This window comes from Pseudomonas sp. SJZ103, from assembly GCF_007828335.1.
In the GTDB taxonomy this organism is placed as follows: Bacteria; Pseudomonadota; Gammaproteobacteria; order Pseudomonadales; family Pseudomonadaceae; genus Aquipseudomonas.
Genome location: NZ_VIUN01000015.1, coordinates 108,387 through 121,588, shown reverse-complemented (window position 1 = coordinate 121,588; position 13,202 = coordinate 108,387). Strand labels below are relative to the sequence as shown.

10 protein-coding genes and 3 pseudogenes are annotated in these 13,202 nt (G+C 56.7%); 10 read left to right on the top strand and 3 right to left on the bottom strand.

What is annotated here, in order from left to right; translation table 11 throughout:
* Window positions 1–174: 174 nt before the first annotated feature.
* The 5 genes and pseudogenes from FBY10_RS26025 to FBY10_RS25995 all read left to right on the top strand — a co-directional run bounded on the left by FBY10_RS26025 (window position 175) and on the right by FBY10_RS25995 (window position 6,871).
* Window positions 175–1,140 (top strand): phytanoyl-CoA dioxygenase family protein, encoded by a 966-nt coding sequence (locus tag FBY10_RS26025; protein WP_145338222.1) that lies wholly within the window; start codon window positions 175–177, stop codon window positions 1,138–1,140.
* 23 nt (window positions 1,141–1,163) lie between these two features.
* Window positions 1,164–1,904 (top strand): SDR family NAD(P)-dependent oxidoreductase, encoded by a 741-nt coding sequence (locus tag FBY10_RS26020; RefSeq protein ID WP_145338223.1) that lies wholly within the window; start codon window positions 1,164–1,166, stop codon window positions 1,902–1,904.
* A gap of 1,440 nt (window positions 1,905–3,344) precedes the next feature.
* A pseudogene (gene istA / locus FBY10_RS26005) lies at window positions 3,345–4,843 on the top strand (IS21 family transposase).
* Complete coding sequence (istB, locus tag FBY10_RS26000; RefSeq protein ID WP_145338224.1) at window positions 4,836–5,639, top strand: IS21-like element ISPsy20 family helper ATPase IstB; 804 nt, start codon at window positions 4,836–4,838, stop codon at window positions 5,637–5,639. The pseudogene istA and the gene istB overlap by 8 nt, the downstream one beginning before the upstream one ends.
* A 389-nt stretch (window positions 5,640–6,028) precedes the next feature.
* Window positions 6,029–6,871 (top strand): oxidoreductase, encoded by an 843-nt coding sequence (locus FBY10_RS25995; protein WP_371921002.1) that lies wholly within the window; start codon window positions 6,029–6,031, stop codon window positions 6,869–6,871.
* Between the two features lie 286 nt (window positions 6,872–7,157).
* Here the strand turns inward: FBY10_RS25995 and FBY10_RS25990 are convergent.
* Together FBY10_RS25990 and FBY10_RS25985 are read right to left on the bottom strand one after the other, a co-directional pair.
* Window positions 7,158–7,319 (bottom strand): annotated as a pseudogene (locus FBY10_RS25990) (transposase); the annotation flags it as partial.
* A 129-nt stretch (window positions 7,320–7,448) separates the two neighbouring features.
* Window positions 7,449–8,699 carry an MFS transporter gene (locus tag FBY10_RS25985; protein WP_145338225.1) on the bottom strand — a complete coding sequence of 417 codons (1,251 nt, stop codon included), beginning with the start codon at window positions 8,697–8,699 and terminating at the stop codon, window positions 7,449–7,451.
* Between the two features lie 70 nt (window positions 8,700–8,769).
* Between FBY10_RS25985 and FBY10_RS25980 the strand changes: the two genes are divergently transcribed.
* The 4 genes from FBY10_RS25980 to FBY10_RS25970 all read left to right on the top strand — a co-directional run bounded on the left by FBY10_RS25980 (window position 8,770) and on the right by FBY10_RS25970 (window position 12,097).
* Window positions 8,770–9,465, top strand: coding sequence for a helix-turn-helix transcriptional regulator (locus FBY10_RS25980; RefSeq protein WP_145338226.1), 696 nt, complete (start codon window positions 8,770–8,772; stop codon window positions 9,463–9,465).
* Window positions 9,466–9,621: 156 nt separating this feature from the next.
* Entirely contained in the window at window positions 9,622–10,416 is a 795-nt protein-coding gene (locus FBY10_RS32345; RefSeq protein WP_371921001.1) for a hypothetical protein, read from the top strand.
* 44 nt (window positions 10,417–10,460) lie between these two features.
* On the top strand, window positions 10,461–10,847 hold the full coding sequence (locus tag FBY10_RS32340; RefSeq protein WP_371921004.1) for a reverse transcriptase domain-containing protein: 387 nt from the start codon (window positions 10,461–10,463) through the stop codon (window positions 10,845–10,847).
* A 932-nt stretch (window positions 10,848–11,779) separates the two neighbouring features.
* On the top strand, window positions 11,780–12,097 hold the full coding sequence (locus FBY10_RS25970; RefSeq protein ID WP_145338328.1) for a DUF736 family protein: 318 nt from the start codon (window positions 11,780–11,782) through the stop codon (window positions 12,095–12,097).
* Window positions 12,098–12,140: 43 nt separating this feature from the next.
* On the opposite strand, the gene FBY10_RS25965 is transcribed toward FBY10_RS25970, so the two are convergent.
* Window positions 12,141–12,431 carry a helix-turn-helix domain-containing protein gene (locus FBY10_RS25965; RefSeq protein WP_145338227.1) on the bottom strand — a complete coding sequence of 97 codons (291 nt, stop codon included), beginning with the start codon at window positions 12,429–12,431 and terminating at the stop codon, window positions 12,141–12,143.
* Window positions 12,432–12,713: 282 nt separating this feature from the next.
* On the opposite strand from FBY10_RS25965, the pseudogene FBY10_RS25960 reads away from it, so the two are divergent.
* Window positions 12,714–12,972, top strand: a pseudogene (locus tag FBY10_RS25960) (DUF2958 domain-containing protein); the annotation flags it as partial.
* Window positions 12,973–13,202: the final 230 nt, after the last annotated feature.

The following is a 13,202-nucleotide window of genomic DNA, read 5'->3' as shown; positions in this document are numbered from 1 at the left end:
GACCCCGATTGATAGGTGTTGTTTGCCGCGGCTGGACGGCACCTTGATCGAATGCGGTGGAGAACATTCAATATTGTGAAATTATTCAATATTGGATAAGTTGTCAAAAAAAATCGCCATCGATAGCAAACCGTATGGCAGTGAGCGCCCGTGATCCGGCGCCAAGGAGCTAGCATGAGCTTCCCCGTGTTCCCCGCCCGCGTGCTGACCGATGAAGAAATTCGTCAATTCCAAGATGACGGCGTGATCATGATCAAAAACGCCATCGCGCCCAACTGGATGGCTTTGATCGAAAGCGGCCTGGAGGAGGCGCGTCAGGATAGTTCGTTGCTGGGCAAGTTCATGTCGCGCAAGGTAAAGGGCTACCAGATGGATATCTTCCTCTGGAAACGGGTGGATGCCTTGCGCGACCTGGTTTATTACGGGCCTTTTGCGCGCTGGGCCCAACAACTGATGCAAAGCGAGCAAGTACGTTTTTTCTACGATCAGATGTTCATCAAGGAGCCCGGTACGGATGCTCCAACGCCATGGCATCAGGACCTGAGTTTCTGGCCTGTTCGCGGAGAACAGCTCTGCTCTTTCTGGATTCCCTGTGACCCGGTCAATCGCGCCAACAGCGGCCTGCTCTACGTCAAGGGTTCGCATAAGTGGCCGCAACGCTTCAAAGCCATTTCACCGGATTACGTGGCAGCAATCATCGACGAAGCGATGGACGACGTCCCTGACATCAATGCCAACCTCGACCAATACGAATTGCTTGAATGGGATATGCAGCCAGGCGATATGCTCGTCTTTCATCCATTGACTCTGCATGGCTCCTACGGCAACTCATCGCGCACCCTGCGCCGCCGCGCGCTGGCGTTGCGCTGGATGGGCGACGATGTGCGCTATCACCCCTCGAGCAAACGCATGCCGGTGCATTACGCGCACACCTCCAAACCCGGTGGCCCGCTGGAAGGCGCGGCCTTTCCAATAATCCTGCCCAGCATGGACCCTGCCGAGCGCAGCGTGCGACGTCAGCCTGAACGACCGGCGCTGGGAAAATTACTCGCGTCCCTGGCCACCAATGTACGCGCGGCTGCGCGCTTGCAACTCAAGAGCAACAAAGGCAAACCAAAAGTCCAGACCTGGAAAAGATAACGCAGACGTTCGGGAGAAATGTGATGCACGCAAACGCGCGTTGGCACAAGCGAGTTGTTTTAATCACCGGCGGGACCGCCGGCATAGGCCTGGCGCTGGCCGAGGCGTTCCTGCGGGAAGGCGCGCAGGTGGCGGTTTGCGGCAGGTCCTCAGAGGCCCTGGAGGCATTTACTCGTCTGCATCCCGCCGCCCTTGCGGTCAAAGCCGACGTGACGGTCGTGGCTGAACAGGCAATGCTCTTGGACGCTGTCACGCAGCGGTTTGGCAAGCTCGACATCCTCGTCAGTAATGCGGGCCTGCTCATCGAGCGGGATTTTACCGCGGGCCTGTCCGACATGACCGATCTCTCCGATGAGATCACCCTCAACCTGACTGCGCCGATCCAATTGACCGCAGCCACGCTGGCGCGCTGGCCGGCCCTGGAGGCGCTTGTCATCGTGAGTTCCGGCTTCGCCCTGGTGTCGCCTGCGCGAGCTCCGACCTACGGCGCCGCCAAGGCGGGCCTGCATGGATTTGCCGAGGGCCTGCGCCGGCAGCTCGAGGGAAGGGGAACGCACGTATTGGAGGTTTTGCCTCCCAGTGTTGACACTCGTGCAACAAAAGATAAGCAAGGCAAGAAGATTTCGCCCTCAGAGGTCGCCAAGCAAACCCAAAAAGCACTGGCAAGCAAACGTTCAATGGTGTTGCCAGGTCAGGCGAGATTTTTACCTGTGTTATTGCGCCTCGTACCTGTAATGGCCGGTCGTATAATAGGAAGAGGTTAGTGCCCTTTGATGCCATCAGTTTAATGAACGCTTGTCCGGCTGGATACGAAAGAAGCTCAATCGCTTGGTTTGGGACCCTCCTATTGCCTTTTGATATGCGGTGAAAACAAGTCCAGAATTAAGTTCATTTCTATTTTTTTAATCACAGAAACCCCTTGGATTTCAATGGGCGGACGCCAGATGCGAATCTCGTTTCCCGCTCCAAGACTCATAAAAAAGCCACTCAGACGAGTGGCTTTTTTTGCCTAAGTGTCTGTACTCATGTTGGCGAGCTACTTTCGGCTGATTGTATTGAAAAAGTCGGTTTTCCCAAGACGCTCAAATATTAATGGATGAAAACACCTCTGTTGCACGCTGCTACGTGAAATCCGAGTCCGAACCTTCTGCCAAAAATTCAGATTTCAATCTCAGGCGCGTACTTTTCGGGCGTGGACTTCGCAGCCGACTTTTTCAACAGCATTGGCTAAAAGCTGACGCTGGATAGCGCAGGCAGAATGTCTCCGATATCGCAGTCTCCACCCGTGGCAATCAATAGCATTTTCCCCGAGTACGAAAAGCCGAAAGCTCTTACATCGCTCTCGATTGCCAGCTTGTAAAAAGTCGAGGGCTTATTGTAATCCGCGCCTTACAGCCATGAGTCGGGCTCAACGAGCAATAGAGGGTGTTCGGGCCACTCACGGTCTTTGCCACCCATCGTGGGTGATTGAAGGAAGCCCGCCGCCGTAGATATGAAGACACGAGCAAAAGTTCGGATTCACGATAAAAAACCACATCAAAAAGATTGGCCACTGTGAACTCGCCGGCAATCTCTCAAGTGGGGGAGGACCGCGCTGTCAAATTAGTGTATCGCTGGAGCGCCGACACCATCACGAAGCCATCACTCACGCCGAGCGAGCCGGAAAGCCTGCCCGCTACAATGCCAGAAACGGTGAGCGCCTATTCGCGCGGTACAGTCTGGTTAAATTTTCCGCGATTTGCGTCCAATAGACGAAGAGGTGGTTTGGATGTAACGAGTGTCTTCGACTTCGTAGATGGAGGCAGCGGTCGTTGAAATGCTCGAAACGCAACATACGTCGGCACGAAGGCAAGCATGTCACAGCGAGCAGTACCGTAGTCTGGAATAAACGAGGTATCGCCGACGCGCGCGTACCGCCACCTGTATTGAACGGCGTGCCGAACACCTCATGCACCGTCTAAATCTGACTGCTGATCCCTATCTCTTCGCCATACAAATGAAAGCCCCTGAAATCGATGGTTTCAGGGGCTTTTTGTTTTTTGGTTGTACGTAGAGTTTGTACGTAAAAAAACCGCAGATTCCCCTCCCGTTGTACCAAAAATCACGTACCTGACGGCATGTCCTGTTGCCGCTGACCGAAAACTGACCCAGGTGTTCAACTGCTTCTGCTCACTTTTTGAGCAGGAGAACACAAGGTGATCAGCATGGAAATGTTGGGGAAAATCCGCCGGATGTACTTCCGCGACAAGCTCTCGCTGCATCAGATAGCCAAGTGTACCGGGCTTTCTAGAAACACCATCCGAAAATGGGTCAGAGCGCCCGAAGCCACTCAGCCGGCGTACCAACGGTGCGCAACCTTCAACAAACTCAGCCCTTTCCACGAGACGCTGGAACAGGCGCTCAAGGCCGATTCGTTCCGGCCAAAACACAACCGCAGGAGCCTCAAAGCGCTTTTCGAGCAGATCAAGGCCGAGGTTATGACGGCGGCTACAGCCAGCTCACGGCGTTTGTGCGCTCTTGGCGAGGTGAGCAAGGCAAGTCTTTACGCGCTTTTGTACCGCTGACGTTTGCGCTCGGCGAGGCGTTTCAATTTGACTGGAGCGAAGAGAGTCTGCTGATCGGTGGCCTGTTTCGACGCATCCAGGTCTCCCACATGAAGCTGTGCGCCATTCGCGCATTCTGGTTGGTTGCGTACCCCAGCCAAGGCCACGAGATGCTGTTTGATGCCCATACCCGTTCGTTTGGAGCGTTGGGTGGCGTGCCACGTCGCGACATCTACGACAACATGAAAATGGCTGTCGACAAGGTCAACAAAGGCAAAGGCCGCACGGTCAACGCCCGGTTTTCCGTGATGTGCGCACACTGTCTGTTCGATCCGGACTTCTGCAACGTGGCCTCTGGCTGGGAGAAAGGCATCGTCGAAAAGAACGTGCAGGACAGCCGGAGACGAATCTGGCTCGATGCTCAAAACTGCATGTTCCATACCTTCGAGGAGCTGAACGTCTGGCTCGGCCAATGCTGTCGTACACTCTATGCCGAACTTGTACATCCGCAGTACAGCGGTTTGACGGTGGCAGAAGTCCTGGAGCTGGAGCCGGCTGAAATGATGCCGATGCCGACGGGCTTTGATGGCTACGTGGAACGCACTGTCCGCGTCTCTAGTACCTGCCTGATCAGCGTGGCGCGCAATCGTTATTCGGTGCCTTGCGAGCGTGATGGTCAGGGGGTCAGCAGCCGTTTGTACCCTTCGCGGATCGTGGTCATTGCCGACGAAACGGTGATCGCCAGCCATGAGCGCATCTTTGATCGAGATCAGGTCAGTTTTGACTGGCAGCACTACATCCCGCTCATCGAACGCAAGCCTGGTGCACTGCGCAATGGCGCGCCATTTGCTGATCTGCCAAAACCGTTACGGCTTCTCAAACGGGGACTGAGGCGCCACACCAACGGTGATCGAATCATGATGCAGGTACTGGCTGCTGTGCCAATTGCGGGTCTCGAACCTGTGCTGGTGGCGGTGGAACTGGTACTTGAATCGGGAAGTCTGAGCGCCGATCACATCCTCAATGTCCTTGCCCGCCTGACCTCCACCGCACCACCTCCCTGTGTAGAAACCAGCCAGCAACTCAAGGTCGCGCCTGTTGCCAATACGGCGCGCTACGACCGGCTCCGTACGACCGATGAGGAGAATCGCAATGCGTGACTTGATGACTGAACTCAAAGAACTGCGCCTGCACGGCATGGCCAGTGCTTGGGAAGAACTGGTATCTCAAGGAACAGCGTCGACGGCTTCATCGAAATGGCTGCTGGAACATCTGCTTCAGCAGGAACATGCGGATCGCACGGTGCGCTCGGTGAATCATCAGATGAACATGGCAAAACTCCTCATGCACCGTGACTTAGCTGGCTTTGACTTCAGCGCTTCCAGCGCTGATGCCCGGCTGGTCAGCGATCTATCCAGCTTAGCGTTCACTGAAACCGCGCAGAATGTCGTGTTCATCGGCGGCCCTAGAACCGGGAAAACACACCTGGCCAGTGCCTTGGCTGTATCCGGCATTACGGCCCACAACAAACGCGTGCTCTTTTTCTCCACGGTGGATCTGGTCAATCTGCTGGAGCGTGAAAAGTACGATGGTAAGGCAGGCCGAATCGCCCAGGTACTGCTACGAACAGACCTGGTGATACTCGATGAGCTGGGGTATTTGCCCTTCAGTCAAAGCGGTGGCGCCCTGTTATTTCACCTGCTGTCCAAACTGTACGAACACACCAGCGTGGTTATCACCACCAACCTGAGCTTCTCGGAATGGTCGAGTGTGTTTGGCGACGCCAAAATTACTACGGCTCTGCTGGATCGGCTGACACACCACTGCCATATCGTTGAAACAGGCAACGAGTTTTACCGCCTTCAACACAGCACCTTGGCCGCCCAGACAAAGATCAAGTCACGGGAACGAAAGCGCAAGGACGGAGATGATATCGAGGACGATGAGCCATTTTGATCCGCACCATAAATGCCCTGCTGCATGCGGTGGGGCTTGATGCGTCTTTAATCGGAACACTGCTGCTAAGCTTATCCACAATTGCTGGGACAGAAATCAGCAATCCGTCCTGGGTCAATTTTCATTCGGCAGGGTGGGTCAGTTTTCAATCAGCGCCAACATTTAGAAGAGAGAGGGTTTCGGAAAGTGGATCCATAAGGTGTGCAGGACGATCTCGACAGATAATTGGACTTTGTTGCATTCACAGTCCCAAGTCTAGTCTAGACAATGGTGGCCATGGGTTTTGCCCCTATTCCATGTCAGATTCACAAGGACACGCCATGACCAGCAAACAGTCTCCTCCACTCGGGTTGCGGAGCGGTAACCACCGCAGCAGAGGTACTTGAAGGGTGCGATCTATCCAACACCACCGCCATTGTCACCGGGGGGCATCCGGCCTGGGCCTGGAGACGACAAGAGCACTGGCCAATGCGGGCGCGCGTGTCGTTGTTGCAGCACGTGATGTTGAAGCTGCTCGCGCAAAGACTAACAGAATCCTCAATGTGGAAATCGAGCGACTTGATCTTTCCGACCTGGCCAGCGTGCATGACTTCGCACTGCGTTTCTTGGCAAGCGACCGACACGTCGACATCCTGATCGCCAGCGCGGGAATCATGGCTTGCCCGGAAATCCGTGTAGGGGCGGGTTGGGAGGCACAGTTCGCCACCAATCATCTGGGGCACTACGCCCTCGTGAATTTGCTATGGCCTGCGCTCAAGGGTCGAGCAAGGGTGGTAGTAGTGTCATCGGCGGGGCATCACCAATCGGGTATCCGCTGGAACGATGTGCAATTTACGCAGGGCTACGACAAGTGGTTGGCATATGGGCAGTCGAAGACTGCCAATGCATTGTTTGCTGTCCACCTTGATCGGCTTGGTCAACACGAGGGTTTCCGGGCTTTCTCCCTTCACCCCGGCAAGATTCTCACCCCGCTCCAGCGTCATCTGGCGCAGGATGAAATGATTGCCGCCGGCTGGCTAGACGTCAACGGCCACCTTGCCGATCCGACTTTCAAGACGACGCAGCAAGGTGCGGCAACCCAAGTTTGGGCCGCAACAGCTCCACAGTTGAATGGCATGGGAGGCTTATATTGTGAGGACTGTGAGATCGCTTCGCTGGATGCAAGCGAACCACCATCCTTTGTCGGTGTTCGGCCTTATGCCGCCGACCCTGACCAAGCCGAACGCCTATGAGCACTATCCGCTCAACTTACAGGGATTGACGCTTTTGAAAGGAAATGAGTGATCGGTACAGAACGTCCATACCTATGTTGCTCTCTGTCCGAGGCTGAAGAACTTCTTTGGCTGCGCAACCGAGAAACTGCCCATCGAGTCGCCGCCGCCGTCGCGCACGACGGAAAAACTGGGCAAAGACCCTGGGCGAACAGTTGTTCATCCGCACTGGCCGGGATAGGGAAGGCGACTTCGCTGGATGGTTACTTTCGAAGCGCGTAATGATACGGCGATTTTCCTTCAGTCAAGGGCCGAAACGCTCCGGCATGTCACGCCAGTCTGCGCCCGAGCAAAGCACCCAAAGGACACCGTTGAGCATCAGGCGATCATCCGCTCGCGGGCTTCCGCTGCAGCGGGTTTCAGTGAAGATATCGGCGGCTGCATCAGGGAGTTTATACCGCTTTGCCATCGTGGCCTCCTGGCGTTTATGGCGGCTGATTTTATCGGAGTCGATATTTCAAAGGATTTCATACAGAGCCCAAGTCCAAGGCAGGATAGGGGCGACCAGGCAGCGTAATTACCTGGCCGAAGGATGGCATCAATAGGCGATTTTACCGAATGGGCGCGCTGTAGAACCGAGATAAAATGACAGGATCGCCAATATTTGTGCAGCCGCTGCGGCGGTCACAAGGGCGATGATTGCATCGCCCGGATCTGAAAAGTTTGAGCGTATGAGGCCGAAGGACGCCGGAGCAAACGCATAGGTGGCTTGACTGATCGCCACCATTAACGCGATTACCTTGGCGGTTTGTTCGCGGCTGAACTCGGTCTGTGCGATCAGCGGTGGCAAGGAGGTGGCATTTCCGATGCCTGAACCGATCAGCAGCACCGCCATCCACGCCACTGCCGGGTGACTGTCCAGGCCAAGCAGCATAAGCGTCCCGAGCGTCTGGATGGCGTAGCCCAGGCAAGCCAGTTGACGACGGTCGATGCCCTGGGTCATCAGCCGTACGGCGAGGTAACGACCGCCCATTGCGCTGGCGGTGGCAAGGCCCATGGCGAATGAGGCGTTATGGGCGCCCATGCGTCCCACCAGGATCGAATACAGGTGCGCGATCAAGCCGATCTGCGCGAACAGCCCCAACGACATACCGGCGGCCAGGGTACGGAACTTCGCTGACTTGAGGGTCTGTGCGGCAGTCCAGGGCGCCACGCTGGCGCTGGTTGCGATGGGTTCGGGCAGTGCTGCGTTGTCGGGATGCTGGCCCAGGCTTTGCGGGCTTTTGTTGAAGACCAGAAAGGCAAAGCTGCCCATCAGTGCCACTGCGGTGATAGTGATCACCAGCGCCGCCGTGCCAAAGCCAAAACGCTCAATCAAAAACACCCACAAGGGCGAGAAGATTACCCCGCCCAGGCTGGCACCGTTGTATGCCTTGCCCAGGGCCTTGGGCCGCTCTTTGACATACCAAGGGGCGATCAATGTATTGACGGCGGCGGCACCCAGCGTGACCCAGCCGATGCCCGAGCAGATGGCGCCGGCATACAACACCCATAGCTGGTTGGCCTGGGCCCAGATATTCACCCCGACTCCCAATACGATGCTGCCGAGCAACGTAATGGCAGGCACGCCGAAGCGGGCATAAATCCGCGGCAGGTTGGCAATGACCAGTGTGCCGCTGAGAAAGTGCAGGGTGACGGCTGCCGATACCTGGGCGATCGGCCAGCCAGTACGCTCCATGACGGCCTGCATGTAAATGGGCGGCCCATAAAAACCTACGCCCCAGCCGACCACTGCCAGGATGAACGTGCAGGTCAGTACGGTTTGTCCAAAAAAACGGGTGTTCTTCATCGCCATCTCCTCCATGTTGGCTCATAGGTTATGCTTGCGATGACGGTTTCACTTCGAGGAGCATCGAACAATGGATGTTGAGCAATCGGAATTGCGCCTGGCCAATGTCGCTTCGGCGATTGCCGATCCTGCCAGGGCGCGCATGTTGTGCTGCTTGCTGGATGGCCGGGCTCGTACGGCCACCGAGTTGGCTGTGGTCGCGCAGAAGAGTCCTTCCACGGCGTCCAGCCATTTTAAGAAACTGCTGGACCAAGGGCTGGTGACGTTGGTTTCCCAAGGGAAGCATCGCTACTTCCAGCTCGCAAGTGCCGATGTCGCCAAGGCACTGGAAGGGCTGTTGTCCATTACCTCATTTGAGGTGCCGGCGTTCAAGCCTTCCACGCCTTGCCATCTGCGCCATGCCCGCACCTGCTACGACCATCTGGCCGGGGAAGTGGGTGTCATGCTGCACGATGCCTTGCTGGTGGGCGAGTGGATGTGCCAAGAGCAGGGCGACTATGAACTGACCCCCAAGGGCATTGAGCACCTGACCCGAATCGGCATGGACCTCACTTCCGACACCCGGGCGCGGCGCCGGTTTGCCTTCCCCTGTCTGGACTGGAGCCAGCGCTGCGCCCATGTAGGTGGCACCCTAGGCGCGGCGTTGCTGGGCCATATAGTGCGGGACAAGTGGCTCGTACATACCCTGGATTCGCGTGCATTGATAGTCACTGGCAAAGGCCGCAAGCGTCTGGCGAGCGAGTTTGATATCCAGTTGGTGGTGTGACTAGGTTTAGTTTTTGTCACTCGTAGGTTTAACTCAAATCGATTTGGTAGGTGACTTTGCCGGACGGTTAGTGCGCCAGTTAAAGCTGGCGGAGGATAGTCGATGAAAGTTCGATACTGGTAAGAAATGGCAAATCAACCAGACCCCGAGTCATGCATGTTGCACCGTGAGGTGCAGCGTGAAGCGTTGACAGGGGAAACCGATGGGCCAGCCATTGAGCCGCGTAATCAGGAATTCGGGATGCCGATGCTGTTAAGCGAAGCAGAAGGCAATACGGAGCATGGCGTTATACGCCAGTCATGCTCTGATCCCGCGCGGTCGGAGACCCTGTGCACGTCGGGAAGTCCTTCGCACAGAAACAGGGAGATCTCAGCACTGCCCGGTGCGCAAGCACCGGGCGGAGCAGGAAAGGCCAAAAACCGTAGCCCTGCTGTCCACGGCGCTGAGAAGTCGGATACGTCCGTAGTACCTGAGAAGCCATTGAACAAAGGGCTAAGCCCTGCGGAGATAGTGGAGGAAAGGGACGTAGCCAAGGGAAACATCAACGGGCCTCCCGCGCCCCGGACACTGAGCCGGATCAGTTGCGCGTCGATGGGACTTGAAGGTGTACGTGAAGCAGCCCGAAGGAACAAGGGCACGCAGTTCACGGCATTGCTGCACCACGTCACACCGCAGTTACTGGCGCAGAGCTTTTATGCCCTGCGCCGCGATGCCGAAGTGGGCGTGGACGGCATGTCGTGGCGAGAATATGAGGAAGGTCTTCTCCAGCGGGTGAGCGATTTGCACACAAGGCTTCACAGTGGAGCCTATCGGGCAACGCCGTCGCGGCGGGTCTATATCCCCAAAGCCGACGGCAGGCAGCGTCCGCTGGGCATTGCCTCTCTGGAGGATAAGATCGTACAGCAGGCGGTCGTTACCGTTATGAATGCGATTATGAAGAAGACTTTCTAGGATTCTCGTATGGGTTTCGGTCGGGACGTAGCCAGCACGATGCGCTGGATGCGTTGACGGTCGCGCTCAAGGGCCAGAAGGTGAACTGGATATTGGATGCGGATATCACTTCGTTCTTTGATGAGATCGACCATGAATGGATGCTGATGTTTCTAGGGCACCGGATTGCAGACCGGCGCCTGCTCGGGCTTATCTGCAAATGGCTTCAGCCGGGTGTTATGGAAGATGGCCGTAGGGTGGCTGCGACCAAGGGGACGCCCCAAGGCGCAGTGATATCGCCATTGCTGGCGAATATCTATCTTCACTACGTGCTGGATTTATGGGCAAGGCAGTGGCGCGAGCGACATGCCCGTGGTGATGTGATCGTTGTGCGCTACGCGGACGACAGCGTCGTGGGGTTCAGGACGCAATGGCAGGCTCAACAGTTCTGATGCAGTTGCAGGAACGCTTGGCCAGGTTCGGTTTATCCCTAAACGCCTCGAAGACAGGGGTGATTGAGTTTGCTCGTTTTGCTGCGAGAAATCGTAGGAAGCGAGGGTTAGGTAAACCGGAGACGTTTGACTTCCTGGGCTTCACGCACTGTTGCAGTACCAACAGAAGCGGTGGTTTTCAAATACTGCGACTGAAGGTCAAGAAGCGAATGCGTGCGACGCTGCTGGCTATTCGGGATGAGCTGAAGCGCCGACGTCATGAGCCCATCCGGGCTCAAGGGCAATGGCTTACTCGGGTGGTGAGTGGTTACTTCAACTACCACGCGGTGCCGGGAAATCTGATACGTCTGGGTGGTTTTCGTCTGGCGGTATGCCGTCTATGGCGGCAAGCCCTCAAACGTCGCAGCCAGCGTAATCGGCTTCAATGGTTACGCTACGGACGCCTTGCTGACCTCTACATACCTAGGCCCAGAAATGCACATCCTTACCCTGAGCATCGCTTCGCGTCACACACCCGAAGCAGGAGCCGTATGCGGTAGTTCCGCACGTACGGATCTGTGCGGGGGGTGGTAGGTAACTGCCATCCCTACCGCGACCCGATGGACTTGCGTAGATTGCCAATGCCGGTTGTACCAAACCTGCTTGAAAAGCCGGTGTTCGGCCTTCAATAGTTCGGATAGTTTGCGCGGCTCCTGATTGAATTCGCGCTCAAACTTCACCTTTTCCAATAGGTCTTCGACGAACTCACCTAACAACGGCCCAAGGTTCGTCGCGTATCGGGAATTGCTGGTGTTGAATACTTTGGTCAAGTCCGGATGCGACAAGCGTGTATAACCCCACGATCACTGAAATCGTGAGTATTGTGGGTCACAAAGCCGTACACGGCGTCGGCGCTGGAATTGGCGGCAAGCACATCAATGTATGTCTCAATGATGATCGCGTCGTCTAGCATCGGCACCTTCACCGCAGAGAAAGGCGGCTTCACCGGCCAGTTCCGCACCCTGACTTTGAACGTCAAGGCCAAACTGATTCCCAACGACAAGGGCGACACCGAGAACGTCCCCGACTTCCGCCTTCAGGCGGCCGGCCACGACATCGGCGCGGCGAGGAAGAAGATCAGCGAAGCCGAGCGGCCCTACGTGTCCGTATCCCTCGACGATCCTTCGTTCCCGGCGATGGTCTATGATCGACTGATCGAGAACGGCACGCACGACCTGATCTGGTCGCGCAACAAGCCCAAGGCGGCCTGACGGCCGTCCACCGCGCCCCGCACATTGCGGCGGAGCGCCGTGCCTACAGCGTGACGCGCTCCTTTAACACCACCTCAAGCTCCTGACGCAGCTGCGCCAGAAGCTGCTCGGCCTTGCGCGAGTCGCCGGCATAGGCCAGCGTCAGCAACGTGAGCGGATGCACGTCCATGACCTCCCACAGCTCGGTCAGATTGTGCATAGTCGGGCTTTTCAGGTCGCGCTCCAGCGAACTCATGTAGGTATGGTTGGACACGTCGGAGAACGCTTCCTGGCTCAAACCGCGCGCTTTTCTGGCCGTCCGTACTGCAGTCGCCAATGAGTGTTTCGCTGTCACCAACTTGGTTTCCCGGAGAAACCAAGATGACAGCCCAATGCACCCAATAGGGCTACAATCTAAAGTGTTCACTCCTGCTTGGCCGAACCGCTTCCGTGCTTTTACGGAAATCCGCATGGGCGGATTCTGACAGAATGGGGGAACCGCATCCGTGTCTTGCCTGGCCTGCGTAAATCCGCTTCGCTGGTTCCGCGCTCGGTGCAAACGTATCCGTGCATCCTCGAATGCGTGGGAATTCGGGCTAGGACCCAGCCGCTCGTCACCGCTGAACAGCAGGCGCAACTGCTTGCCGGCGGTGCGACTATTCACCCCGGCGCGTACGCAACCTGACTGCTGGCCGCGCTCTACCCGGCCGATGGCGAGACGGCATGGGGGCTGATCGACCTGGAAATAGGCATGCCCAGCCTGGAGCCATGTGAAGCTGTCCGATCTGGCGTCCATCGTCGGGCCGCGCAATCAGCCGGTGATGCGCGATCGCTACTTCCAGCCCGTGCGGCTGCTGTCGGAGTACCAACGATTGGCCGAGGAAAACGGCTCGATCCTGGCTGAGCAGTCCCAGCCAACAACGGCGCATTCTGACTATTTCAGTCTTACCCAAGACCTGATTGGCTAAATCCACACTCTTGCACCGGGTGCGCATCTGTTGCAAACAGTCATGCTCTTTGACGCGGGCTGCTGCACGGTGCTCAATGCTGCGCACCATTCTTGTGGCGGCGCAGCCGTCGCATTCAGGCGATTTCCGCAATGCCTTGGAGCGAATCAGTGTTGACA